Origin of the sequence: Shouchella patagoniensis (genome assembly GCF_002019705.1) — a bacterium.
Lineage (GTDB): Bacteria > Bacillota > Bacilli > Bacillales > Bacillaceae_D > Shouchella > Shouchella patagoniensis.
The window spans coordinates 711,048-736,515 of record NZ_KV917377.1; the positions used below are offsets into that span (position 1 = coordinate 711,048).

Here is a 25,468-nt window from a genome sequence, read left to right on the forward strand (position 1 = left end):
AATTGCCAGACATCTCTAGCTCTCACCACCCTAGAGTCGCTTTTGTCCTTATTCAATCGCTGTTTTTTTCCATCATCGCATCTATAATCGTAAAGTTAATTATATGGAAATTATTTATCTTTGTCAACCTTTATCAATCCCATATCCAACTTTTCAATTTGGTTTATAAACCTTCTTGACTTTAACTGTATTCCTACATATTCATCGTAGTACATAGAAATCATCTGGTTCATTTGTTTTTTTGTTTTATCAGAAACAGAAATCGTACCAACTTTGTTTAAGTCAACATAATACAATGTTCTCAACAGTTTCGCCGCAGCTAACTTTAAAAGAAATGAATGCTCATCTCTATGTATACAATCGCGACACAAAAAACCCGCTAACCGGATTGAGAATCCAACAGGATCTTTCTCATCTGATTGGCAGACAACACAACAATCCAACTGAGGTTTTGCACCTGCAACAGGCAACATCTTCATATCAAAGATTCTTGCAATCACTTCTGGGTCGACTCCTGCGTTTATTTGTTTTAAGGAGAGTAAAAGCCAATCATATAAGAAAAAATGAGTTTGTCGTTCTTCCGTCAATTTATCAACCAACTCAACAATATAAGCTGCATAAGCCGATTTTATAATATCAAACTGAATTTCTTTAAATGAATGAACGGCCTCACCTTGGTTTAACGAAGGCAGACCGTTTCCTTGATAATAAAGAAAGTTCCCATGGATAAATGGTTGCATGACTGCAGCAAAGCGGCTATTTGATTTTTTTGCTCCTTTTGCTAATACAGCTAATTTTCCGTTCTCTTTTGTATAAATTGTGGCAATTTTATTGGTTTCACCATAATCAATTGTTTTTAATACTATGGCATCTTGTTTTTTTAACATAGCCCATCCTTACAGCAAGCTGCGGCATTACGAAAAAGTCGAATCAGATAAATCCTCTACTTGCGTCATTTCTAATTCATCCGTTTCTATGTCTCGCTCCAATTCTTTATGAAGCAAATAGGTTTCAATATTCCCCGTTTGAGAAAACAACTTCCAAGATAGAACAAGCACGTTAATTCGCCACCCTTCTCTCTCATTCTTCTGTTGTATTTTGACCTGAACACGCCCGACTCATGCGATGGAAATATTGTTAATTTACCGCGCTTGACTTCTTAAATTTGGTTAATTTTATCAGTTATTTTTAATCATAATTCAGTTCAAATAAAAAAACAATGGTCAAACGCCTAAGTTTGAGCCATTGTTTTCTTTATTTAATATTCGTCCTCATTAAAACCATAATCCTTTAATTGCGAAGGTCGATTCCGCCAATCTTTTTGTACTTTAACCCAAAGCTCCAGAAAGACACTAGAACCAAGCAATGCTTCAATATCCGTTCGCGCAAGTTGGCCAATTTCTTTTAACATTGATCCTCTTTTTCCGATAATAATCCCTTTTTGCGATGATCGTTCAACAATAATTGTCGCACCTACGTAAATCTTTCCATTATCTCGTCTCTTCATTTGTTCAATCACTACAGCTAGAGAATGTGGGATTTCTTCTTTCGTTAAATGAAGTGCCTTCTCTCTCACTAACTCGGCTACTATAAAACGCTCTGGATGATCTGTTACTTGGTCACTTGGATAGTATTGTGGTCCTTCCTCCATGTTATTAATTATTTGTTCCATCATCGTTGGAACATTATTACCATCGAGAGCTGAAATGGGGATAATTTCTTCAAATTGATAACGTTCCCTATACTGATCGATCACTTCAAGAAGTGCATCCGGATGAATTTTATCGATTTTATTTACAATTAAAAACACAGGTGTCTTGGTTTCATTTAATCGATCAATAATAAACTGCTCTCCTGGTCCAAACTTAGCATCAGCCTCGATTACATAAAGAATTAAATCCACTTCTCGAAGAGTGTTTTTTGCTACTTTCATCATAAAATCACCTAAGCGGTGTTTAGGTTTATGAATTCCAGGTGTATCTATAAAGACAACTTGTGCCTCGTTATCTGTATATACACCTTGAATTTTATTACGCGTTGTTTGGGGCTTGTCCGACATGATTGCAATTTTTTGACCAATAACACGATTCAATAACGTGGACTTGCCTACATTTGGCCGTCCTATTATTGAAACAAAACCAGACTTAAATTCGTTTTCTTGATTCATTCATATCCTCCGCTTTGAAAAAACCCGGCAAAAGTTCTTGCACAGTTGTCTTTTTCCATTTTCCATTTATATTACTTAAATATACAGGCATGTCTGGTAAACAAAGTTCCGCTAGAACTTGCCTGCAAGCTCCACATGGCGATACCGGATCAGGTGTATCAGCTGCCACAGCAATCGCTTTAAAAGGCAACTGTCCCGGCTGGTATGCTTTGAATATAGCCGTCCGCTCTGCACAATTGGCTAAGCTATATGCAGCATTTTCTATATTGGCACCTTGGACGATTGACCCATCATCTAATAACAACGCCGCACCAACTTGAAAATTTGAATAAGGTGTATATGCTTGCGACCGGGCTTCGATCGCTTTTTTTACCAGATCGTCAGTCAACATTTCTCTACCTCCTTTACTGAAACAAAGCAATAATATAAGGAATAAAAATCCACAAACCTATAACAACAGCAAACAAACAAAAAACAAACACGCCTGCTGCAGAAATATCTTTTGCTCGTTCTGCTAAAGGGTGATATTCCTCCGTCACCAAATCAACAGTCCGTTCAATCGCCGTATTGATCGTTTCAACAGTCAATACTCCTCCAATAACTAAAATTAGTAGTAACCACTCAACATAGTCTACAGAAAAATACCAAGCCGCACCAATAACAGCCATTCCACCTATGAGATGAATTTGCATATTTTGTTCGTTTTTCACTACGTACATTAGCCCTGAAAAAGCATAATAAAACGAGCGAAAAAAACGCCTTATCCCTCTACGATTTCGATCTCCCAATGCCATAGGATTGTAAAATCTCCTCTTGTTTAGTGAACATCTGCTTTTCGTCATTTTCATTCATATGATCGTACCCAAGCAAATGTAGAAATCCATGAACTACTAAGAAAGCTAATTCTCGTTCAAATGAATGTCCATAATCATGCGCTTGGCTTTTAATATGTCCTACAGAAACGATGATATCACCTAGCATGTTTGGCATGCCTTCTGGTAGTATATCAAAACTTCCCTCTTCTTCACCATCATTTAATGCAAATGAAAGTACATCCGTCGCTTTATCAATACCACGATGATCTCTATTCAGCTCTTTAATCGCTTCTTCATGAACAAATGTGACTGACAATTCACTAGGACGCTCCAGTAGTTCTGCCTCACCTGCATGGTGTAAAACGTTTTCAACAAGTCGCAGTTGCTCCATTGTTAATGTATGCGTTTCATCAATAATATCTACTTCAATCATCATTTTTCTCCTTTAAGTTTTTCTTCTGGGTATTCAATGCGTTGATGAAACGTGCCATTTAATGTCTCACACATCGAAACTTTAATTTGGTTTAATTCACCTAATGTAAGATCAGACTCATCAAACTGTCCATCTTCTAACTTCTCTTTAATTATTTTATCAACCAAGTTTTCTATCTTATCCGGTGTCGGCTTTTGCATTGACCGCACAGCCGCCTCCACACTGTCAGCAATAGACACAATTGAATTTACTTTTGTTTGTGGTTTTGGCCCAGGATAGCGGAACTGCGATTCTGGAACAGGTTGATCCGCCTCTTCACTTGCTTTATGATAGAAAAATTTTAATAAACTTGTGCCGTGATGTTGCTCCGCAATATCAACAATTTCTCTCGGCATTTTATATTGCCGTAACAATTCTGCGCCATCTTGAGGATGAGAGATAATAATGGTTTTGCTCAATTGTGGCGATATTTTATCATGTGCATTTTCCCCTTTTAATTGATTCTCAATAAAGAAGTGGGGCCGCCTTGTTTTTCCAAGGTCATGATAATATGCACCCACACGAGCTAGCAGTCCGTTCTCACCCAATACTTCACACGCCGCTTCAGCTAAATTACCTACCACAACGCTATGATGATATGTACCTGGCGCTTCAGTTAAGATTTTACGCAATAAGGGATGGTTTGGATTAGACAATTCAATTAAACGCGTGACGGATAGTATCCCAAAGCCAGTTTCAATAAAAGGCAATAACCCAATTGTTAAAACAGATGCAACAAACGCTGACAAGAAAGCAGCAGAGAAATGTAATCCTAACTCTCCCCAGTTTAAATGGATGCTTTTCATCAAAAGCAATGCAAGTACTGTTAAACAATTTACACAAGTAACATAAAAACCAGCTCTAAGAATTCGCGTCGCTTTATTTGTACTATTCAAGAAGTAAGTTGCTGTTAGACAACTGACAAAAATATAAAATCCATACGTAAACGCGAACATGCTTGTTGAATCATGATTATAAAAAAGACTGCCAATAATCGCAAACAAAAAACTTGTCACTATTGCAATTTTAGGCTGTAATAGTAAAGTCAACAACATTGCCCCTGCTGCAGCAGGAACAGCAAAACCAAACCCATTAATGTTTAGCAACCCTTCAAGGTAACTGTATAGTTTCATCAATATTAAAATGACGACAAAAACAATCGCAAACATTAGTAAATGCGAGTTATTGGTTGCAACAGACGTATTCGAATCATTTAAGAAATACGTCAATATACCAATTAGCAGAACGATAAATAACGCTAAACCGATATAAGGGTAAATAATTAGAGAATCATCCAACAGACCCACCAAGCGCAGCTGTTCATAAACTTGATGATTAATCATATCTCCTTCTTTAACAATCAGTTCACCGTCACGAATAAGAACTGGTTCCACAGCATCAGAAGCTTCTTGACGAAGGCGCTGCGTCGCTTCTGCATCATACGTAACATTAAATACAATCGCAAGGTCTACAATATTCGTTACAGCATCTCGCACGTCGGAATTTAGTGTCGATACGCCAGAGACTTGCTCTTCTGCTTGATCTTTGGCTTCTTGCAAAGTTCCAATTCGGATTTGCTGGCTCATTGTTTCATGAACTGTATCAAGAGCGGTGTCTAACGCTCCTTGAAACTGGTTATCTGATGCATTTAATAAAGCCACAATTGATTCATCATCAAGGTCTGCATTTGTCGTATCCGAAAAGTCTGTCCGAACTTTTTCAATTTGATCATCAACGGTTACTTCGTCTTCACTATCCTCTTCAGCTTCGGTATCAGTACCATTTCTTACGCGCTCAATCACACTAAAAATATCATCAACTTGTTGAACACGTTCCTCTTCATACTTCGTATTATGACGAGTTTGAGAATCGATACTTGCCACCGCATCAGACCGCCGTTGTTCCGTAGCGGCTTGATCTACAACCGTTATTGGCGCTCTAATGTCTGTTTCTGCTTGTTCCGATAGATTTATTGACAAACGCTCTGGAATCACATTATCTAGCATTAAACTATACATCAAAAGGCCAAGTAGCGTAATGATAACAGTCCTAATATAAGGTTGTTGCTTCATTTTTCGCCACCAGGTTCTGGTGGCCGATGTTTTAGGTTTATTTGCTGACAAATACGGTCACCTCACCTTTACCTTGGCACAACTCTCTTTTTAATTGTTTTCTGTATGCTCATACGCTTGCAAAATTCGCTGGACAAGTACATGTCTAACAACATCTGAAGCTTGCAATTGAACAAAGCCAAGCCCAGAGACATTTTTCAAACGCTGTAATGCAGATTGCAATCCCGAACGTTTCCCTTTAGGAAGATCCACTTGAGTTAAATCTCCGTTTACAACCATTTTGGAACCAAAACCAAGCCTTGTAACAAACATTTTTATTTGTTCTTCAGTTGTGTTCTGCGCTTCATCTAAAATGACAAACGCGTCATCTAGTGTTCGGCCACGCATGTAGGCAAGAGGAGCAACTTCGATGGTTCCTCGTTCCATTAAACGCGCTGTATGTTCAACTCCTAAGACATCGTGTAGGGCATCATAAATTGGACGCAAATATGGATCAACTTTTTCTTTTAGGTCGCCAGGCAAAAAACCAAGACTTTCCCCAGCTTCTACCGCAGGCCTTGTCAAGACGATCCGCTGAACTCGTCCTTCTTTTAAAGCAGATACCGCCATTACAACTGCCAAATAGGTTTTTCCTGTACCTGCTGGGCCAACGCCAAACACCATATCGTTCTTTCGGATCATAGAAACATAATGACGTTGGCCAAGTGTTTTAGCTTGTATGTTCTTCCCTTTAATTGTTGTTGCGATCTTTTCATCATAAAGATCATTTAATTCGTGAAGTTTCCCTTCTTTTTCTAGTTGAACGGCATAAAGCACATCCCGTTCACTAATTTGAACTTGCTGTTCAACAATTGTCGCTAGTGTTTCCAATACTCTTCCGGCTTGTTCTATTTGATTTCGTTGCCCAGTCACCAGAATGTCTTCTCCTCTAGTAACAAGTTGAATAGACAACTCCTCTTCAAGACGCTTCAAATGCTGATCATTTGGTCCATATAGCGCTTGGGTAACATGCGCATCTAATGAACTTAGTTGAATCAATGATGTTTCAGACAATCTGCTCAGTCTCCTTGAATGATAGGTTTTTCTTGTGCAATTTCTTCTAGAACTTGGTAATGAATCTTTAATGAAACTGTATCATTTTCCACGTGTTCTTGCAAAATATGCTCCGTTTTTATTTCGGCATCATCCGGCAGTTTCCCTCTTAATTCTTCGTGTGCATGTTTTTTAGCCACTTCAATTGCCTCGTCCTTTGTATACGTTCTGCTAAAGCTAAACGTTTCACGTTGCTCAATCGTACGAATTTGTACAGGCAATCGATAACCAAATATGGAGAAGTTTGTTTCACGTTCAAATAGCTCATATGTCTCATAATCAGGTTCTGTGAAGTTCCAAAACGGAATATCCCAGTTACCTATTTGTATAAGTCGCTTATTTTTTTGTTCTCCTGTTATCGTAGTGAAATTATTTTCAAAAGGCAAGGTTACAGTAGAAGTATACCATATTTCTCCGATTATCGATGCTTTTGCCGCTACTGTCTGTTCTTTCCCTTCCGCACCAATGAAGCCCGAAACGAGCATGTCTCCTTTTTCCACTACATCATTTGTTCGTTTAACAGCCTTGCCATCTTCTACAAACATTTTACGTATCACTGCTTTTTTAGAAGCAACGAGATGTCTAGGGTTTAATCGCTCTGCCGCCTCTTGTCTAACCTGCTCAACCACTTCAAACTCAAAGGTCGTCCCTTTTTTTCGCACACCAATCCAAGTCGCCTCCTCTATTTCATCCGTCACAATCCGTTGAATCTCATCTGGCTGTGGGAGCTGGAATGCAAATGCCCCTTTTTTTATACCTATATCACGAACAACTTCTTGAAGTTGTTGCTCGACGTGAGGAGATGCCCCTTTAATCGAATAGCCCCAAACCATATTAGCTGCTAAAATTAAGAGGAAGAGAAACAGAGCAAGTCCAATCGCAAAACCGGACCGGATTTTCATACGCTGAAGAAAAAAGGGAAGACCAGCTTTTTGTTTAAAACGAATTTTACATCCAGAATGCCTGAACAACCTTCTAATCGTCTTAATATCCGTTAATGTGATATCAAAGTATAAATGTTGATCACCTTCATAATGAACATTCCAAATGTGTACTCCTTCTTTAACGCACTTATTTAACAAGTGCTCTGGATAACGCCCTTCAACTCGGACCGTTACATAACCGTTTAGCGACTTCAAGAATCCATTCCGCAAAATTCTCCCCCCTAACTTTTTCTTTCTTCTTTATCATCAATAAACATCACTTGGTCAATCTTACCTTCCAACAGCAACTCTTCAGGTAATATTGTTTTTAATACAAAACCATTTCCTTTTATTAATAACTGACCTTGTTTCAATAATAAACGTAGTTCTTGGTTCGAAAAGCGCAAGACACCTTGATGGTTCTCTATATAAATGTGCAACTGTCCGACCATTGTAATTCGAGGCAGATCCATCATGACATCTGCCGGAAGCTGCATATGGTTCGCAATCCACTTTTTCATCCGATTTGTAAATGTGTTCATCAAGCAGCCCCCTCTCCTAATGAGTCTATGAGAAACAAAATGGAAATAGCACACAAAAAAACCGTAGTGCATCCATGCACTACGGTTTTTCAAACTTCATGTTCAGCGTCTGTTTGAACGATAATTCCCTGGACTAACTCGCCCTTTTGGTGGTCCAAGTATTTCTGACCAAACAACAGCACGCATTGCCTCTTTGCCTGACAATTGATTAAAGTTCATGTCAAGCCCGTCCTTCTTTGTATCATCTCGTTTGCTCCCTGTTACGCCACCTAAATCTGCGATTGCCCCAATCTCTAATGAGTCTTGAAGCTCTTTTGCTTTCGCTTTCGCTTTTTTATGACGTTCATAAAGCTCTTGTTGTTTCTGGACGTTTGCGCTAACGCTACTGTCTTCAGTTTCACTTGTTCGTGTTCCTTGTTGGACAGGCGGAGCAGATTCTGCGGGAAAATAATCTTCCCACTTTATTTCCGACCCTGACTGTCTACGAGGCTCCATTTGAACAGGACGCTGTCTTTGCTGTTGATTTTCAGCTTGCCCCTGCCCTTCCTCATTCCCTTGTTGTTGTTGGCTTGATTGCGCCATTCGAGAAAAGACGCTAATTATGCCACCAATAAGAATAATTAAGAGAAGCGGATTGGCTAAAATCAATTGAAAAAGGTCAGCCATTTAGACAACCCCCTAGCCGTTAGGCTTATTTGTTGTTACGATTACGCGGATCATTGTCAGGGTATTGATTGCCAGTACCGTCTGATGCCTTACTAATCGAGTCTCTCATGTCGGTATCAGCCATGACATTCTGATAATTCATATAATCCATAACACCCATATGACCTTGACGGAGCGCCTCTGAAAGTGCCATTGGTACTTCAGCCTCTGCTTCAACAACTTTCGCACGCATTTCTTCTACGCGAGCTTTCATTTCTTGTTCTTGTGCTACAGCCATTGCGCGACGTTCTTCTGCTTTCGCTTGAGCAATTTTCTTATCTGCTTCAGCTTGGTCAGTTTGAAGTTCAGCGCCAATGTTTTTACCGATATCAATATCAGCGATATCAATTGACAAGATTTCAAATGCAGTTCCTGAATCAAGCCCTTTTGAAAGAACTGTTTGTGAGATCATATCTGGATTTTCCAATACTTTTTTGTGATCTTTTTGTGAACCGATTGTCGATACAATCCCTTCACCAACACGAGCGATGATCGTATCTTCACCCGCACCACCAACAAGGCGGTCAATATTCGCGCGAACAGTGATTCTTGCTTTTGCTTTTACTTCGATCCCGTCCATCGCAACACCCGCAATAAATGGTGTTTCAATTACTTTAGGATTTACACTCATTTGCACAGCTTCTAGTACATCACGTCCTGCAAGATCAATTGCAGCCGCTCGTTCAAACGTCAACTCAATATTCGCACGTTGCGCAGCAATCAATGCATTGACAACACGGTCGACGTTCCCCCCGGCAAGATAATGCCCTTCAAGTCGAGAAGAGTCTAGATCCAAACCTGCTTTAACTGCTTTAATTAGTGGGTTTACCACTCTTGCTGGAACAACCCGGCGAAGCCTCATCCCTACTAATTCAAAAATGCCGATTTTAACGCCAGCAGCAATGGCAGAAATCCATAGTGCAACTGGAACAAAAGTGAACAAGATGGCAATTAGAATAATAACTGCCGCGATAATAATGAGAGTCACGATTGTTGTATCATCCATGATCTGTTTCCTCCCTTTTCCTTAATTTAAATCAGTTTGCTCAAGCTCCCTCACAACGATTCGTGAACCTGAAGTATAGACAACCTTAAGCAAACTCCCTTGTTCAATATAGCCTCCTTCAGAAACAACGTCAAGGCGCTTGTCATCAATTAGAGCAACTCCGGATGGCCTAAGGACACTTAAAGCCTTTCCTGTTTGCCCAATTAAATCACTTTTTGTTTCATTAGACACATAACCTTCTTCTGATGTCGTCTGCGCTTTAAGAACAAGCCTTTTCCACGGACCACGATCACCAAAAAAGACAAAAAGTATGATTGCTGCAGCAATTGATACAAACAAGGCAATCGCTACAGAAAACACCATTACCGTCGTTGAAAAAGAAGCCATAAATAAACCTGTAATAATAAGCCCTATTCCAAGAATCCCAAATATACCAAAGCCAGGGGCGAAAATTTCTATTCCAACTAAAATACCACCTATAACAACTAAAATAAGTGATTCCCAACCAGCAAAACCAGCAACCATATGTCCAAAAAAGAAAAGCAACAGTGAACTTATTCCCATTATTCCCGGTATTCCAAATCCCGGTGAATATAGTTCTAAAATAAGCCCAAGGCTTCCTACTGACAGCAAAATTGGAATAACAATCGGATTTGTTACAAAACGAGCAATATGTTCAGCGATACTTACTTCGGAGTTAACAATGTCAACGGTAGACGGATTATAACCAAGATATTCAAGGACTCCATCTAAATTCGATTCAATTGAGTCTGCATACCCAACTTCCATCGCTTGTTCTGCATTAAGTGTTAAATAACCGGATGGGAATCCATCTACATCGGCCTCTGCATTCGCCATGGCTTCAGCGTATGCTGGATCTCTTCCGCCATCAGGTCCATTTTCTGAAGCAGCTGTCTTCATCCGACTAATCCATAAAGACTGAACTTTTTCATTCGCGGCATTGCCCCCACCATCAATCACACCCGCGGAACCAATTTGTCCATTAGGCACCATAACAATATGATCTGCATTTAAGGCGATATAAGCTCCAGCAGAAATGGCCTCACTATTGATGTAAGCAGTTACAGGGATTTCTGCTCGATTAATAATACTAGCGATATGACCCGCGGCATCAACGGCACCTCCTGGTGTATCGATGTCTAAAATAATATGATCTGCATTTGCTTCTTTCGCTTCATCAAACGAGCGCTCCAGAAAAGCTTCTAGTCCCCGTTCAACAGTTTGTTCCACTGGTATCACAAAAACAGTTTGCTCTGACTGGTTAGCAAAGACTTGAAATGGCAACAACAAAAATGCAGCCAAATATGCTAGAAATGCTACCCTCAACCACTTTCCCACTTTATTTTCCCCCTCCCTCCTTTACAACAATAAGAGTTCTACTATTCTATTACGGATTACTATACCCTTTGGTTTCATTTTTCTATAAAAAGTTTATCATGCTACTGGTCGAAAACCAAACGAAACAACGAAAAAACCCAAAAAACCTCTGCTAAAAAGCAGAGGTTTCATCATCTTGGTTAATTAGACAAATGCTCCATGACCAGTCGATTAACAAGGCCGCCATCGGCTTTGCCCTTCACTTTAGGCATAATCGCACCCATCACTTTGCCCATATCAGCCTTTGACATAGCACCAGTTTCAGCTACCGTCTCTTTTACAATTAACACAAGTTCATCTTCCGTTAATTGTTTTGGCATATATTGTTCAAGCACGGATAGTTCCGATTCTTGCTTAGATGCTAAATCTTCACGATTCGCTTGCTTAAATTCATGGAGGGATTCTTTACGCTGCTTTACTTCACGATTAAGAACAGTATTACTTTCATCATCAGTAAGTTCACGTCCGAGCTTAATTTGCTCGTTTTGTAATGAGGACTTCACCATGCGAATAACGGAAAGTTTTTCTTTTTCCTTATTTCTCATCGCAGTCTTCATATCCAGGTTTAACCTCTCAAGAAGAGTCAAGTGAAACCACCCTCTCAAAAATTAGAACTTGCGTTTTCTAGCCGCTTCAGATTTCTTTTTACGCTTTACACTTGGCTTTTCGAAGTGTTTACGTTTTTTTACCTCAGCTAACGTTCCTTCTTTAGAGAGCGATCTCTTAAAGCGACGAAGTGCAGCATCAATCGATTCGTTTTTGCGAACACGAGTTTCTGCCATTCTATTTCCCTCCCTCCGAAAACAACCAAACTCAATACGTGCATATGGCACGTCTGTGTAAATTATAATACAGCAAAAGCTTACGGTCAACTGTAAGATAGAAAGTTCCATAGTCGACTATAAAGAAAATTGGTATGCTTGCCCGTCGTTGTCCATATAGTGAGAGGACGAGGTGATCATATGGGTAAAGAACTTTTTTCATTACTCGCTGTTTTCATTACTTTATTCTTATTCGGCATTTATATATTGCGTGCCGGTCTACTTCAAACAGGAATAGATCGTGTAAAGATCACATTACTTAAAATGACCAGTTCTCCATTGAAAGGATTAATAGCAGGTATGATATTCACAGCCCTTTTTCAGAGTAGTTCTGTTGTTACCGTCCTGCTAGTTGGCCTTGTTGCAACCGGACTTCTGCACTTTAAACATACAATTGGCGTTATTTTAGGTGCTAATATTGGTTCATGCTTTACATTAGAGCTCATTGCTTTTGAAATGACAAACTTAGCTATTCCACTACTTGTTATCGGCTTGCTCTTTCTAATTATTCCGAAACAATTATGGTACGCATTAGGTTGCGTATCTTTTGGAATCGGCTGCATCTTTTTGGCAATGGATGGGTTAGCCTCCCTCACCGAGCCACTTAGTTCATTTTCTATCACTCACGAATTTTTTCAATGGACAAATTCAAGCCATTTTGCCGGAATTACAGTTGGTGCAATCATGACAACAATTGTTCAATCAAGTACAGCAACCATTGGTATGGCTATGAGCTTTATAAAAAGCCAAGGACTTACAATGGAATCTGGTGTAGCAATTATGCTTGGAGCAAATATCGGAACCTGTTTAACAGCATACATTGCAAGTATCGGTGCAGGAGCGAGTGCGCGCCTTGTAGCACACGCCCATATTTGGCTCAATCTCCTTGGAGCCTTGCTTTTTTACCCACTTATTGCTTTTTTAGCACATTTCTCATCGTTATTAGCTGATACAACAAGTTTACAACTTGCTCACGCGAGTACGATATATAATATTGTTTGTTCGTTACTCGTGCTACCTTTCGCTTATGCATTTGCGCGCTTTGTTGAACGAATAGCCTTTTTTCGTTCATTAAACTAATTAAAAGCGATGTTTTAATCAATTTCTAGTGGGAATACGATAGAATTAAGAGGATAATGAAGGAGGGTGTTAAAGATGAATAAAACGAAACTCGGAAAATCAGATGTAACTGTATTTCCAATTGGTCTTGGAACAAATGCTGTCGGTGGACATAATTTGTACCCAAATTTAGATGAAGAAACCGGTAAAGACCTTGTTCGTCAAAGTATTAAGAGCGGAGTGAACTTTTTAGACACAGCTTTTATTTACGGTGAAGGACGCTCTGAAGAATTAATTGGTGAAGTCTTGCAGGAATTTAATCGTGATGAAGTTGTCATTGCAACCAAAGCAGCACACAAAAAAGTAGATGGGAATTATACTTTAGACAACTCACCAGCATTTTTAAAACAGTCTGTTGAAGAGGCTCTGAATAGACTACAGACCGACTTTATTGACTTGTTTTACATTCATTTCCCTGATGAACACACACCTAAAGACGAGGCGGTTCGAGCTCTAGCTGAACTAAAGCAAGCCGGTAAAATACGCGCGATCGGTGTTTCTAATTTCAGCCTTGAACAGCTAAAGCTAGCAAATAAACATGGGGACATCGACGTTTTCCAAGGGGAATATAACTTACTAAACAGAGAAGCAGAAAAGGAATTGTTTCCTTATGTAACGGAACACAACATTTCCTTTATCCCTTACTTCCCTCTTGTATCAGGATTACTTGCTGGAAAATACAATAAAAACACAACATTTCCAGAAGGAGATTTACGGAACTCTCAAAAACATTTCCAAGGAGATGCATTTCTTCAAAATATCGAGAAAGTGAACCGTATTGCCGATATAGCAAAAAAGCATAAAGTTGACACTGCTCACATTGTGCTTGCCTGGTATTTGACCCGACCAGAAATTAACATATTAATCCCTGGGGCTAAACAGGCCAATCAGTTAGTAGATAATATTAAGACCCTCGATGTATCTTTAACTGAGAGTGAACGCACATTTATTGATCAATTGTTTTCTTAAAAGAAAAAAGTTTTAATTGCTCACCAAAAAGCCCAGTCAGTCAATGCTGACTGGGCTTTTTTATCCTAGGTGTAATGATTCATATGCGCAATTTCGACAATGCTCTGCTATACTTAACTGAATAGAAAGGACGGGCCACCATGATCATTTACCTTAAACGATTTGCACACGCTTTAAATGACTATAACAGCGTAGCAATTCCAACTGACTTATTTAACGACCAGACATTAAATGCTGATGCAATCGGACTTATGCTTTATCTTTACTCTACCAACAAGCTAGCAATTAGTGCAGACGCAATTAAGGATGCTCCTTTAGAAACAGAAAGACTTCACCAAGCTTTGCACATGCTCGCTAATTCTGGTTACATTGATTTGATCTTGAACAAATAGTGAAATACGCCTCTTAACTCTCCCCAATCACTTGCATGACACTTTCTTCGTTAATAATCATCAACTTCGCAACCTCTGTTTCATCGTCAGGCATACGAACCGCTTGTTCTTGAATGAGGTCTTCAAAAAATTTTGCAACATAGCGACCGTTTCCTCTAATTGTTTCTTGTTCAAAATGATCATTTACTTTGGTTTGCGCCTCTTCTGACAATGTATACCCATAGCCTTCCGCTTTTTGCATTAAAATTGCATATAATTCTTCACTCGTGTAATTAGGAAAGTTAATCTCTTTTCTCACTCGTGATTTAAGTCCTGGATTGCTATTTAGCAAAAGTTCAATTTCGCTCTCATAACCGGCAAAAATGACAACTAGTTCTTCTTCATATTCGGTCATTGCTTGGGTTAAAGCCGTAATTGCCTCGCCTCCATAGTCATTTGCGCCACCTTGAACAAGCGAGTAAGCCTCATCAATAAATAATACCCCACCTAGTGCATCTTCAATAACTTGATTCGTTTTTATTGCTGTTTGACCAACAAAGCCACTGACAAGATCACTTCTGCCAACAGTTAGTACATGACCTCGCTTAAGTAGTCCGATTTGATTTAATGCTCGTGCATAAAGCTGAGCCACAGTCGTTTTCCCAGTTCCAGGGGGGCCTGTGAAAACAGTATGCAACGGCATTGGAGGTACCGGTAATTCCATCCTCCTTCTCGTTTCTTTAACTTTAGCAAACGCAGTCAATTTTTTTAGTTCTTTCTTTACTTCATGCAACCCAATTAATTGGTCCAATTGTTCTAATGCGTCGTTATTTGCTTCAACTTTATTATTTTTAACGTGTTTGTGTTCAAGCAATACAAAATCCGCCTCTGTTTCTCTGTATCCTTCCGCTCCTTTCTCAAATATTGCATCCCTTACAATATCCTCAACGACCCTTGCATTCCCAAAAGTATGATCTACTTTTACTCGTTCTATTTCTGCTTCGACCGCCTTTATGGCTGTCTCAGTGAAAATAAAATCGTGGTCAAGCGCTTTTTTCTCTGCAATTTGAATAAGTTCTCCACTCGTATAATTAAGTAAATGTAAGTGGTTTTGTTCAGGAAAACGACTGCTTAAACCTGGATTCGAACGAACAAAATCGCGCATTTCTTTTGGATAGCCTGCTAAAATCACAGCGAATGTACCTGCATACGCCCCACTTGTCATCGCAGACACTAACGTATCAATCACAGCTTGCCCATAATCATTCCCGGCTTGACCTTCTCGCCTTAAGCTATACGCTTCATCAATAAATAAAATTCCTCCTGAAGCTCGTTCAATAGCAGCAAGTGTCTGCTCTTCTGTTTGTCCAATATAGCCCGCAACGAGTTGAGAACGATCCACTTCATAGACTGTAGGTTTTTCAAGCACACCAAGTTCATGATAAATGGAAGCAAGTAAACGCGCAATCGTCGTCTTTCCAGTTCCAGGATTACCAGTAACGATCATATTTAAATTCAAAAGATTACTTGTTTGAAAACCATGCTTCTGTCTTTCTTTTTGATACTTTAAAAAAGCGTACAGTTTTTTCACTCGCTCTTTTACTTTCGCCATGCCAATCATTTCATCAAGTTCGACCAATGACGTTTTCGTATTCTCCGCTCCTAATTGCTTTGTTATCTCATCATAAAATGTTTCGCTTAACACTTGCATCTCAGACACTTCTTGTTTCAATTCAGCAAATAAGCTCTTTGAGTAATAATTACCTTGGAATCCCTCTAAAAAAGCATCAGCAGTTTCTTTTAATTTCATTTGTTTGTCAATGACCGTCTTCACTAAATGATCATCAAGAAACTGCCCCCCGTTAGATACGTCTTGGATAAATTGCTCTGCTTGTTCACTAATTTGTTTTGTCTCTTGTTTTTTAATACGCGACTGGTCCGTCTCTCTTAAAAGAGGCCATTCTTTTTGTAACACTTTCTCTTGCTGCCACTTTGCCAACTGCGCCTTTTTTTGGAGTTCCTTTAAATCCTCATTCACTTCATTAAAGCCAGCTACTTCTTGGATCCATTTCTTCATAAAAGTATCTAACTCTTGCCGGCGTTCAAAGCGGAGAAAAGCTAGGCGGCCGAGCTCTTTTGCTCCTGCTTCTGTTAGCGGTTGCTCTATGTTACCTGTTAATCTATTCCTCCACAACGCCGCTTCCTCAAGATGTTCTCTGAATGAGTTCTCCATACGCTCACTCCTTTTTTAATGCACATGTCCTTCATGGATAAATTGACGCTTCTCTACTTCATGTACCCGTTCACCAGCTTCATTATATAAAATGAACCGATGTGCTTCCTCAAACGCCTGATTGACACTCAATACATGTAGAAATACTTGATTAGAAACAGGCACTACTTCAACAGTATCCGAAAATACAATTTCCACTTCGGAAATATCCTCGGTCACATAACCAAGCGACACATACGTACTAACTTTTTCTTCATCAATCCAATCATTTTCAATAAACATAAACGTATCCATAAACCGCTCTCCACCTGTAAGAAAACCGTTTTCTAATTCGACTTCTGCATCAAGATATTTTCGATAACCATCCTTCTCAACGAGCAATCGCTCTGCGGTTAAATGTTGTTCATTCACAGAATAAATCGCTCCAATTGAATGATCATCCAATTCCACTGTTTCAATTAATTCGATTTCATCGTCTTCATTACCAACTGCTATCGCCTCTTCCACCGAATCATGAATAGTTAGATTAACCGGAATTTCCCCAGGCGAGCTACTTGCCATTACACCAAGATAAGCTGTACCAACAAACAAAACTGTACTCGCAGCTGTATACCACGTTTTTCTAAACCACCAACCACAAAATAGAGCTACTAAGAGGAATATACCTGCCGCCACAAGCAAGAAAATTGCGCCGATACTAGGTGAAAAAGCAATTAATTGGTTTTCCAACAAAGCTTCGTTTAAGAAAATGTCCATAATAGGGCTCATTGGCTCACTTTGAAGCGTCCTTAAAACATTATGTGGTGGCTCAGTCTCTGTTAGCCCTGCTGTGACACTAAACACGAGAAGCGCTATAATTGCTTCAATACGAAAAGATCTTTGTTGCTCCTCGGTAGATAACTTTGCACCCTTCCCACTCAAACTCAGTAAATGACGAAATCCAAAAATAAGCAAAGGAATAAAAAGAATATGCTTAATGAGTAACAATTGACCATATGTTAACATCCAGCTATTTACATACTCAGGTGCGATCTCCCCCATCATAATAAAGCCACTCGTAATGAGCAACAACAAGCAAAAGCCAGCCAAAGAAGAAAACCATTGATGGAATTTCTGAGGATCTTTTAAAGACGAACCATACAAACTCACCATAAATAAGGGACCAATCCAAAAAGACATTGCAAACAAGTGAATACCATTTGATACAATGCCTTGAATTCCAGTTATCGATGCGCTATGGCTCGAAAAACTAACAGCCGCAATTAATACAAGGACCAAAACAATATTTATCCCTGCCGCTAAAGCCTTCTGCTTCTTCTCCATTAATAAATAAATTAGCGTCATGGTAATAGAAGTACCAATAATGACGAGGAAGCTAACGCCAATAATATGTTCATTCATTACTGTTAAAACTGCGTCAGCATATGAAATTGAAAAGAAAGATGCATACGTTACAGCCAAACGTAATAGATACCCTGAAAATATAAGGGGCACACCTAATATAAGCAACATCACTGTAAGAGGAGCAGGTTGCTTGCTTACCCCCCTCTCCTTTGGCACAAGCTGAATAACAAAAACACCTGCCAACAAAGCCAATAATGTGTAGAGCAATCCATTTAATACTGGTTCAATCATTTAGTAACTCCTCCCGAAGATATTCCATCCTATCATAGCAAAACTTTTACTCAATAGGGCGATTTATGCATATTGACAAAAAAACGTAAGAAAAGCCGCCAGAGTTGGCGGCTTTTCTTATCCTTTTGGAGGGACATAGTCGGGTTGCTGATGAGATTTGTTCGCTACTTTCTTACCGTTATTTCGATCTGATTTTCGCGACTGTCTTCCTAAATCATCCGGTGTAAACTGTGCAAATTGTTTTTTTTGACTCAAATCAATCCCCTCCTTAGTGGTAGTTTATCCACCTCATAAGGAATATTGCTGGCATTATTTTGGTAATGCATGTTTTTGTTCAAATCTCTCTTCTAATCGATCGATTTCTTCACGATCCTGTATTAACTTTTCTTTATTCTGTTTTACTAATTCATCAAATGGCAGTCTTCCTACTCGTCTCATTTATGTCACCTCAAGTTTTTTTATAATTAGTATTTCACGAATTGACTGTTTTTAAACCACCTTTCCGAATATTCTTGTTCTAAATTTCTTTTTCCTTACTATATATGGATTAAGTTTAGAAAAGTAGGTGATTACAATAAATAATGACAAGCTCACGCAGGATGTTCAAAGTCAATTAAACCGACCATTAACAGAGAAAGAACGTGAATTTCTCTTATGGATAAGTGAAAAACACGAGGAAGAAAAATAACGTTTGTGTATGCAAACCATTGTATGATTACTTACCATGGATATATAAAACACCTTTAAGTAGTAAGGTTAATAATAACCCTTCTAACTTAAAGGTGTTTTTATTTTTATTCCTCTTTTAAGGTAGCAAGAGGCATACAACGCATTGTTTATTTCTCATCACTATCTTTTTTTGACTTTTCTACAATTGATTCAAGTAAGTTCACAATATCTTCTCTGCTTAAATCCGTACCGATGTTTTGGCTATTTTGCTTTTGCTCTTTCGTTCCAAACTCTTCGTCAGTAAATTCTTTAACCTCTCTTGAATCCTCAGTTCTGTCATAGGCAGGCAACGTTTTTATCGCTCGATTGTTTTCATCCACTTCATAAAACTCTCCATCAATGGTTACATAGCGAGGCCCTTTGTTTGAACGTGTTTCACGATCAAACAAACTATAAAGAACAGGTATAAACACTAATGTTAACAACGTACTACTCACCAAACCACCTATCACTGCAATCGCCATTGGCTGTTGTAGCTCCGCCCCTTCACCAAACCCAAAAGCAATTGGAACCATACCAAGAATTGCGGTAGCTGATGTCATGATTATAGGTCTTGTACGTAATTGAACCGATTCAACTAATGCATCGTATGTGCCTAACCCTTTTTTCTTTTGTTGATTAACAAAATCAAGCATGACAATTCCGTTATTAACAACAACACCAACCAAGATGATAATTCCGATAAAAGCCGTTACTCCTATAGCTGTTTGTGTAATTGTCAATGCAATTGTCACGCCAATTAAAACAAGTGGTACCGTCATAAGCATAATAAACGGTAGTTTAAACGACTCGAATTGCGCTGCCATAATTAAATAAATGAACACAATTGCAAGAATAAGCGCTAGAACCATACTTCCTATAGCATCATCAAGAATTTCTTGTTCCCCTCCGAAAGAGAAAGTTGCACCTTCAGGAAGCTCTACTTCATCAACAACATCTTCAATAGCAATCGAAACGTCACTTAAAGCCGTTCCGGCTATATAGCCAACCGTTATTTCAACAGCTTCTTCTTGATCTGCACGCTGGATTGTTGCAGGTGACTCTCCTTCTGTCACTTCCGCAACATCTATTAATGAAACAACAGTACCTTCTTGAGTAGTAATAGCCAAATTCTCAAGATCTTCTACTGTTTCTGTAAACGAGGAGTCTAACCCAACTGCAACTTCATAAATTTGTGAACTTTCGTCTTCGCTGCTAATCTGCACCGTCAGAGCCGTTTCTCCCCTAGTTGCTTGACTTACTTGATTTGCAATCTCTACAGGGGTTAATCCAGAATCTCTCGCTGCCTCTTGATCAACATTAATCACAATTTCTGGAATCTGGTCTTCGATACTTAATTGCACTTCACGAATCATCGACTCATTTAGCAATTCTTCTTCAATTTCATTCGCTACATCATAAAGCGCATTACGATCTGAATACGCGATTGTAAACGGAACCGTATTAGCTTCACCGCTCATTGCGGCTGTTTGTGTATAAGCTCTCACTTCGGCGTCTTCATCCGCTCTCTCTATATCCCGTTCAATCGACTCAATAAATTGTGCTGCCGAAATCGTCCGATCATCTAACGGGATCATCGAGACTGTAATTTGAGCCGTATGTGCTTCTCCAGTTTCTCCAGGGGACCCTCCACTTGAGCCAATAATGCTTACATAATCACTTATTTCTTGATAGTCACTAAGCACCTCTTCTATCTGTTCAACCGCTTCAGTTGTCCGTGTTAGACTTGTGCCTGTTTCCATTTCAACATCAATGGTGAATGAACCTTGGTCACTTTCTGGAATTAATTCAACCCCCACAGTGGAGAGCCCAATTCCTCCAGCAACAAGTAAAGCAAGCGTTGTTGCAATAACCGTCTTGCGATGCCCCAATGACCAATGTGTCATTTTTTCGAGCGACTTCATGGTCTTCGTATTTCGACGCTGTTCTTCTGAACTCTCACGAGGCGTCTTTAAGACTCGACTCGCAATCATTGGTACCACCGTAATAGCTACAAGAAGAGAGGATAATAAACTAAACGAAACGGTTAGAGCGAGCTCTCTAAACAAGTTTCCGACAATGCCACTAATAAAAACAATTGGTAAAAATACAGATATGGTCGTCAATGTAGACGCAACAATGGCTCCTAGAACCTCTTTTGTTCCGTCCGATGCCGCTTGCTTTGGCTCTTTTCCTTTTGCAAGATGGCGATAAATATTTTCAATGACAACGATAGCGTTATCAACGATAAGACCAATTCCTAATGCTAATCCGCCTAACGTCATAATGTTCAAACCAATGTCTAAGAAGAACATAAAAGCGAATGTAACAATAACTGAAAATGGGATCGCTAAACCAATAATCAGTGGTGTTTTCAAATTGCGAAGGAAGAAAAACAAAACAATCATTGCCAAAAGGCCACCTATTAACAAGGCCGTTGCTACACTTTGGATTGCAGAATTAATGAAATCTCCTTCATCATAAAGCATGACAACATCTAAATCCTCAAATTCGCTATCACCCTGAAGCTCTTGCAAGCGATCATTAACAGCGTTAGATGTTTGTGTTGTATTCGCACTTGATTCTTGCATAATGGATAAACTAATCGCAGGCTCTTGATTCGCTCGCGTTAAACTTTCTTGATCTTCCGTTACAATATCAACGGATCCTACATCATCAATAGTTACTTCAGAGCCACTTTCAGGGTCAACTCCAACAACAAGTTCCCTTATTTCATCTAGGCTTATTAATTCACTAATCACCCTAGTCGTTAAACTTAAATCATCTTGTTCCACTACGCCACCAGGCATGGAAACATTGTGTGCTTGCAACGCATTAACAACCGTTTCTTGTGAAAGGTTTTCTTCAACTAATGAGTCTTGATTTAGTTGAATTGATATAACTTCGGTCAAGCTACCTGATTCATTCACACTCGCTACACCTGGAACTTGAATAATCTCTTGTTCAAGATCCAATACATCATCTTGGAATTCAGAAATTTCTCCATTTGAAGTGACTGCTAGCTGCATCATCGGAAACATAGCTGGATCAAATTTCAGAAAACTCGGTTCACCTGCACCATCTGGCAAATCAATTTGCCTTAGGGCATTAATAATATCAAGTTCAACATCTTCAATTGAGCTGCTCCAGTCAAATTCTAAAACGATAATAGATGAACCTTCTGACGTATTAGATGTCATGTTCTCCAAACCAGAGATACTAGCCATTCGATTTTCAATCGGAATGGTTACTCCGTCTTGGACTTCTTGAGGGTTTACATTTGGATAACTTGTCGCTATTGCAGCTACCGGTGGGTTAATTTCCGGTAAAAGCTGCAATGGCAGCCGTGTAACAGATACGATCCCCATAATTATAAAGAAGATCATACCTACTATCGTGAACACAGGTCTCCGGATCGAAAAATTTGTCATTAGATTTCCTCCACCATTCCTATCTCCTTTTAATCTAAAAGTGCTATACACACCTTACACAAATTAAAACAAAAAAATCAAGCAAAAACGATTAGACCTATAAACTATTTAAACAACAATAAAAAGGGTTTGCTTGAATAAAATCAAGCAAACCCTCAATTAATCGACTATTTAGACAGTTGCTAGTTTATCACGAAGAACCATTTGCAAAATACCACCATGACGATAGTAATCAACATCAACATCACTGTCAAAACGAACTAACACTTCAAACTCAGTTTTTGTTCCATCTTCAGCTACTGCTGTCACTTTTACATGATCACGAGGCTTTACGCTGTTATCAATCGCTACAGATATTGTTTCTTTTCCTGTTAAACCAAGTGTCTCAGCGCCTTCTCCATCTTTAAATTGCAATGGAAGTACACCCATTAGCACTAAGTTTGAACGGTGAATACGCTCATAACTTTCAGCGATAACTGTTTTTATACCAAGTAGGTTTGTTCCTTTTGCAGCCCAGTCACGAGAAGAGCCCATACCATAATCTTGACCAGCAATGACAACAAGACCGGTGTTATCGTCCTTGTACTTCATTGCCGCATCATAGATGGACATTACTTCACCAGTTGGCCAGTACGTCGTAAATCCACCTTCCGTGCCTGGTGCAATCTGATTACGGATGCGGATATTTGCAAACGTTCCACGCATCATTACATCATGGTTTCCACGTCGAGATCCGTAAGAGTTAAAGTCGGCAGGTTTAACACCTTTGTCCATTAAGAATTTACCAGCTGGCGTGTTTTTCCCAATCGCCCCTGCAGGAGAAATATGGTCAGTAGTAACAGAATCACCAAACTTACCAATTATCCGTAATCCACCAAGAGGTTTAACTTCCTCTGGGTCTTTTGCTAAGCCTTCAAAGAATGGCGGGTTGGCAATATACGTAGACTCATCATCCCATTTATATAACGAATCATCCGTTGTATCAATTTGGTTCCAACGCTCATTGCTTGTAAACACATCCGCATACTCGCGACGGAACAACTCTGGCGTTACCGTTTTATCAACAATTGCACGTACTTCTTCCGTAGTTGGCCAGATGTCTTTAAAGTACACAGGTTTGCCATCTTTATTCGTTGAGATCGGATCAGTCAATAAATCGATATCGACAGTACCAGCAAGAGCATAAGCTACCACTAATGGAGGAGAAGCTAAATAGTTCGCTTTTACAAGTGGATGAATTCTTCCTTCAAAGTTACGATTACCAGACAAAACAGACGTAACAGTCAAGTCATTGTCCGCAATAGCAGCTTCAATCTCATCCTCAAGTGGTCCAGAATTACCAATACACGTTGTACAACCGTATCCTACAAGATTAAAGCCTAAGTTTTCTAAGTAAGGCATTAATCCAGAGTCATTTAAATACCCAGTAACAACTTTCGAACCAGGTGCAAGTGATGTTTTAACATACTCTGGAACTTCAAGTCCTAATTCATCCGCTTTTTTCGCAACTAGACCTGCTGCTACAAGAACATAAGGATTAGAAGTGTTTGTACAACTCGTAATGGCTGCAATTGCAACTGAACCTGTTTTCATTGTTGTTTTACGTCCGTCATTGTAAGTAACATCAACGGTTTTATCAAACTCTTTCTTATCTAAACCAAGACCTTGGTTACCAGCAGGGGCAACAACAGCTTCATGGAATAATTTTTTCATTTTAGGAAGTTCAATCAAATCTTGTGGACGTTTTGGACCAGATAGATTTGCATGAATTTCTGATAAATCAACTTCAACGATATCTGTATATGTTGGATCAGGTGTCTCGCCTGGGACATACCATAATCCATTAGCTTTGTTGTATTCTCGTACCAAGTCAATCTGTTCTTCAGAACGTCCCGTTAAACGCAAATAATTAAGCGCTTCTTCATCTACTGGGAAAAATCCACAAGTAGCACCATACTCTGGAGCCATATTTGAGATTGTCGCACGATCTGCAAGTGGCATATCAGCTAACCCTGGACCAAAATATTCAACAAACTTTCCTACAACATTTTTCTTACGTAAGACTTGCGTTACTTTTAACGCAACGTCAGTTGCAGTTGTACCACTTGGCATTGAACCAGTGAATTTCAATCCAATTACTTCAGGCACAGGGAAATAAGAAGGTTGTCCAAGCATTCCTGCTTCTGCTTCAATTCCACCTACACCCCAACCTAAAACGCCAAGACCGTTTATCATTGTTGTATGAGAATCTGTCCCAACTAATGAATCTGGAAACGCGATCAACTCACCGTCTTGTTCAATCGCATGGACCACATTTGCTATGTACTCCAAGTTTACTTGGTGAACGATTCCCGTCGCTGGTGGAACTGCATTATAGTTATCAAATGCTTTTTTCGCCCAGCTAAGAAATTCATACCGTTCCCCATTGCGTTCAAACTCACGGTTCATGTTATAAAGTAATGAATCCGTTGTTCCAAACTTATCAACTTGTACTGAGTGGTCAATAACAAGATCAACTGGAATTTCAGGATTAATCTGCTCTGGGTCTCCACCGAGATCAGCCATTGCTTTTCTAAGTGCAGCAAGATCTACAACTGCTGGAACACCTGTAAAATCCTGCAGAATAACACGTGATGGTTTAAAAGGAACATCTATTTCTTTTTGATCCTTTGTCCCCCATTTAACGAGGTTCTCTACATGCTCTTTTTTTATTACATAGTCGTCAAATTGTCTTAATACGGATTCAAGCAACACCTTCACTGAATACGGAAGTTTGCTTACCTCTCCTAATCCTGCCTTTTCAAGTGCCTCAAGTGCATAGTAATGGTACGTTTTTCCATTTAAATCAAAAGAAGACCGAGCTTTAAACACATCTAAGTTTTTTGACATCTAAGACCCTCCTCATCAGCATCATCATATCTTATTATGGTAGCGTTGTCTAAAGATCTGCACTTTTTGGTAAGCGCTTTTAAATACGCATGATATGATT

General features: G+C 39.3%; 24 protein-coding genes. 3 read left to right on the plus strand and 21 right to left on the minus strand.

The window, feature by feature from the left end; all coding sequences use genetic code 11:
- Positions 1 to 110: 110 nt before the first annotated feature.
- From recO to rpsU, 15 genes are all read right to left on the minus strand, one after another.
- Positions 111 to 887, minus strand: coding sequence for a DNA repair protein RecO (recO, locus tag BK584_RS03910; protein ID WP_078391382.1), 777 nt, complete (start codon positions 885 to 887; stop codon positions 111 to 113).
- A gap of 27 nt (positions 888 to 914) precedes the next feature.
- Positions 915 to 1,058: a YqzL family protein gene (locus BK584_RS03915; RefSeq protein WP_078391383.1), complete on the minus strand. Its 144-nt coding sequence runs from the start codon at positions 1,056 to 1,058 to the stop codon at positions 915 to 917.
- 200 nt (positions 1,059 to 1,258) lie between these two features.
- Entirely contained in the window at positions 1,259 to 2,167 is a 909-nt protein-coding gene (gene era / locus BK584_RS03920; RefSeq protein ID WP_078391384.1) for a GTPase Era, read from the minus strand.
- Positions 2,145 to 2,558, minus strand: a complete 414-nt coding sequence (locus BK584_RS03925; RefSeq protein ID WP_078391385.1) for a cytidine deaminase — start codon at positions 2,556 to 2,558, stop codon at positions 2,145 to 2,147. The genes era and BK584_RS03925 overlap by 23 nt, the downstream gene beginning before the upstream one ends.
- Positions 2,559 to 2,571: 13 nt before the next feature.
- Complete coding sequence (locus BK584_RS03930) at positions 2,572 to 3,015, minus strand: diacylglycerol kinase family protein (RefSeq protein WP_367579282.1); 444 nt, start codon at positions 3,013 to 3,015, stop codon at positions 2,572 to 2,574.
- The gene (ybeY, locus tag BK584_RS03935; protein WP_180320494.1) at positions 2,936 to 3,418 is read right to left on the minus strand and encodes an rRNA maturation RNase YbeY; all 483 of its coding nucleotides are present in this window, start codon (positions 3,416 to 3,418) and stop codon (positions 2,936 to 2,938) included. The genes BK584_RS03930 and ybeY overlap by 80 nt, the downstream gene beginning before the upstream one ends.
- Positions 3,415 to 5,526 carry an HD family phosphohydrolase gene (locus BK584_RS03940; protein ID WP_169871055.1) on the minus strand — a complete coding sequence of 704 codons (2,112 nt, stop codon included), beginning with the start codon at positions 5,524 to 5,526 and terminating at the stop codon, positions 3,415 to 3,417. The genes ybeY and BK584_RS03940 overlap by 4 nt, the downstream gene beginning before the upstream one ends.
- 90 nt (positions 5,527 to 5,616) lie before the next feature.
- Positions 5,617 to 6,579 (minus strand): PhoH family protein, encoded by a 963-nt coding sequence (locus tag BK584_RS03945; RefSeq protein ID WP_078391389.1) that lies wholly within the window; start codon positions 6,577 to 6,579, stop codon positions 5,617 to 5,619.
- 5 nt (positions 6,580 to 6,584) lie between these two features.
- Positions 6,585 to 7,772: a sporulation protein YqfD gene (yqfD, locus tag BK584_RS03950; protein WP_078391390.1), complete on the minus strand. Its 1,188-nt coding sequence runs from the start codon at positions 7,770 to 7,772 to the stop codon at positions 6,585 to 6,587.
- 11 nt (positions 7,773 to 7,783) lie between these two features.
- Positions 7,784 to 8,083, minus strand: a complete 300-nt coding sequence (gene yqfC, locus BK584_RS03955; RefSeq protein WP_078391391.1) for a sporulation protein YqfC — start codon at positions 8,081 to 8,083, stop codon at positions 7,784 to 7,786.
- Between the two features lie 102 nt (positions 8,084 to 8,185).
- Positions 8,186 to 8,749, minus strand: a complete 564-nt coding sequence (locus tag BK584_RS03960) for a YqfB family membrane protein (RefSeq protein ID WP_078391392.1) — start codon at positions 8,747 to 8,749, stop codon at positions 8,186 to 8,188.
- 25 nt (positions 8,750 to 8,774) lie between these two features.
- The gene (gene floA, locus BK584_RS03965) at positions 8,775 to 9,794 is read right to left on the minus strand and encodes a flotillin-like protein FloA (protein WP_078391393.1); all 1,020 of its coding nucleotides are present in this window, start codon (positions 9,792 to 9,794) and stop codon (positions 8,775 to 8,777) included.
- A gap of 21 nt (positions 9,795 to 9,815) precedes the next feature.
- Entirely contained in the window at positions 9,816 to 11,153 is a 1,338-nt protein-coding gene (locus tag BK584_RS03970) for an NfeD family protein (RefSeq protein ID WP_078391394.1), read from the minus strand.
- Positions 11,154 to 11,332: 179 nt separating this feature from the next.
- The gene (locus tag BK584_RS03975; RefSeq protein WP_078391395.1) at positions 11,333 to 11,779 is read right to left on the minus strand and encodes a GatB/YqeY domain-containing protein; all 447 of its coding nucleotides are present in this window, start codon (positions 11,777 to 11,779) and stop codon (positions 11,333 to 11,335) included.
- 21 nt (positions 11,780 to 11,800) lie between these two features.
- Positions 11,801 to 11,974, minus strand: coding sequence for a 30S ribosomal protein S21 (gene rpsU, locus BK584_RS03980; protein ID WP_035396344.1), 174 nt, complete (start codon positions 11,972 to 11,974; stop codon positions 11,801 to 11,803).
- A gap of 180 nt (positions 11,975 to 12,154) precedes the next feature.
- Here rpsU and BK584_RS03985 point away from each other — a divergent pair, with 180 nt between their 5' ends.
- The 3 genes from BK584_RS03985 (at position 12,155) to BK584_RS03995 (ending at position 14,493) form a co-directional block, all read left to right on the plus strand.
- Positions 12,155 to 13,093, plus strand: a complete 939-nt coding sequence (locus tag BK584_RS03985) for a Na/Pi symporter (RefSeq protein WP_078391396.1) — start codon at positions 12,155 to 12,157, stop codon at positions 13,091 to 13,093.
- Between the two features lie 75 nt (positions 13,094 to 13,168).
- Positions 13,169 to 14,101, plus strand: coding sequence for an aldo/keto reductase (locus tag BK584_RS03990; RefSeq protein ID WP_078391397.1), 933 nt, complete (start codon positions 13,169 to 13,171; stop codon positions 14,099 to 14,101).
- 140 nt (positions 14,102 to 14,241) lie between these two features.
- Positions 14,242 to 14,493: a hypothetical protein gene (locus tag BK584_RS03995; RefSeq protein ID WP_078391398.1), complete on the plus strand. Its 252-nt coding sequence runs from the start codon at positions 14,242 to 14,244 to the stop codon at positions 14,491 to 14,493.
- A gap of 13 nt (positions 14,494 to 14,506) precedes the next feature.
- On the opposite strand, the gene BK584_RS04000 is transcribed toward BK584_RS03995, so the two are convergent.
- From BK584_RS04000 to acnA, 6 genes are all read right to left on the minus strand, one after another.
- Entirely contained in the window at positions 14,507 to 16,705 is a 2,199-nt protein-coding gene (locus BK584_RS04000) for an AAA family ATPase (RefSeq protein WP_078391399.1), read from the minus strand.
- A gap of 15 nt (positions 16,706 to 16,720) precedes the next feature.
- On the minus strand, positions 16,721 to 18,340 hold the full coding sequence (locus BK584_RS04005) for a CopD family protein (RefSeq protein WP_078391400.1): 1,620 nt from the start codon (positions 18,338 to 18,340) through the stop codon (positions 16,721 to 16,723).
- Positions 18,341 to 18,457: 117 nt separating this feature from the next.
- On the minus strand, positions 18,458 to 18,595 hold the full coding sequence (gene sspN / locus BK584_RS04010; RefSeq protein WP_078391401.1) for a small acid-soluble spore protein N: 138 nt from the start codon (positions 18,593 to 18,595) through the stop codon (positions 18,458 to 18,460).
- 54 nt (positions 18,596 to 18,649) lie between these two features.
- On the minus strand, positions 18,650 to 18,778 hold the full coding sequence (locus BK584_RS04015; protein ID WP_078391402.1) for an FbpB family small basic protein: 129 nt from the start codon (positions 18,776 to 18,778) through the stop codon (positions 18,650 to 18,652).
- A 398-nt stretch (positions 18,779 to 19,176) separates the two neighbouring features.
- Positions 19,177 to 22,479 carry an efflux RND transporter permease subunit gene (locus BK584_RS04020; RefSeq protein ID WP_078391403.1) on the minus strand — a complete coding sequence of 1,101 codons (3,303 nt, stop codon included), beginning with the start codon at positions 22,477 to 22,479 and terminating at the stop codon, positions 19,177 to 19,179.
- Between the two features lie 171 nt (positions 22,480 to 22,650).
- Positions 22,651 to 25,368, minus strand: coding sequence for an aconitate hydratase AcnA (acnA, locus tag BK584_RS04025; protein ID WP_078391404.1), 2,718 nt, complete (start codon positions 25,366 to 25,368; stop codon positions 22,651 to 22,653).
- Positions 25,369 to 25,468: the final 100 nt, after the last annotated feature.

Coding starts and splice junctions, on each gene's coding strand:
- recO (WP_078391382.1), bottom strand. CDS start 887: ATGTTAAAAAAACAAGATGCCATAGTATTAAAAACAATTGATTATGGT.
- era (WP_078391384.1), bottom strand. CDS start 2,167: ATGAATCAAGAAAACGAATTTAAGTCTGGTTTTGTTTCAATAATAGGA.
- BK584_RS03925 (WP_078391385.1), bottom strand. CDS start 2,558: ATGTTGACTGACGATCTGGTAAAAAAAGCGATCGAAGCCCGGTCGCAA.
- BK584_RS03930 (WP_367579282.1), bottom strand. CDS start 3,015: ATGAAAATGACGAAAAGCAGATGTTCACTAAACAAGAGGAGATTTTAC.
- ybeY (WP_180320494.1), bottom strand. CDS start 3,418: ATGATGATTGAAGTAGATATTATTGATGAAACGCATACATTAACAATG.
- BK584_RS03940 (WP_169871055.1), bottom strand. CDS start 5,526: ATGAAGCAACAACCTTATATTAGGACTGTTATCATTACGCTACTTGGC.
- yqfC (WP_078391391.1), bottom strand. CDS start 8,083: ATGAACACATTTACAAATCGGATGAAAAAGTGGATTGCGAACCATATG.
- BK584_RS03960 (WP_078391392.1), bottom strand. CDS start 8,749: ATGGCTGACCTTTTTCAATTGATTTTAGCCAATCCGCTTCTCTTAATT.
- floA (WP_078391393.1), bottom strand. CDS start 9,794: ATGGATGATACAACAATCGTGACTCTCATTATTATCGCGGCAGTTATT.
- rpsU (WP_035396344.1), bottom strand. CDS start 11,974: ATGGCAGAAACTCGTGTTCGCAAAAACGAATCGATTGATGCTGCACTT.
- BK584_RS03985 (WP_078391396.1), top strand. CDS start 12,155: ATGGGTAAAGAACTTTTTTCATTACTCGCTGTTTTCATTACTTTATTC.
- BK584_RS03990 (WP_078391397.1), top strand. CDS start 13,169: ATGAATAAAACGAAACTCGGAAAATCAGATGTAACTGTATTTCCAATT.
- BK584_RS03995 (WP_078391398.1), top strand. CDS start 14,242: ATGATCATTTACCTTAAACGATTTGCACACGCTTTAAATGACTATAAC.
- BK584_RS04000 (WP_078391399.1), bottom strand. CDS start 16,705: ATGGAGAACTCATTCAGAGAACATCTTGAGGAAGCGGCGTTGTGGAGG.
- BK584_RS04005 (WP_078391400.1), bottom strand. CDS start 18,340: ATGATTGAACCAGTATTAAATGGATTGCTCTACACATTATTGGCTTTG.
- BK584_RS04015 (WP_078391402.1), bottom strand. CDS start 18,778: ATGAGACGAGTAGGAAGACTGCCATTTGATGAATTAGTAAAACAGAAT.
- BK584_RS04020 (WP_078391403.1), bottom strand. CDS start 22,479: ATGACAAATTTTTCGATCCGGAGACCTGTGTTCACGATAGTAGGTATG.
- acnA (WP_078391404.1), bottom strand. CDS start 25,368: ATGTCAAAAAACTTAGATGTGTTTAAAGCTCGGTCTTCTTTTGATTTA.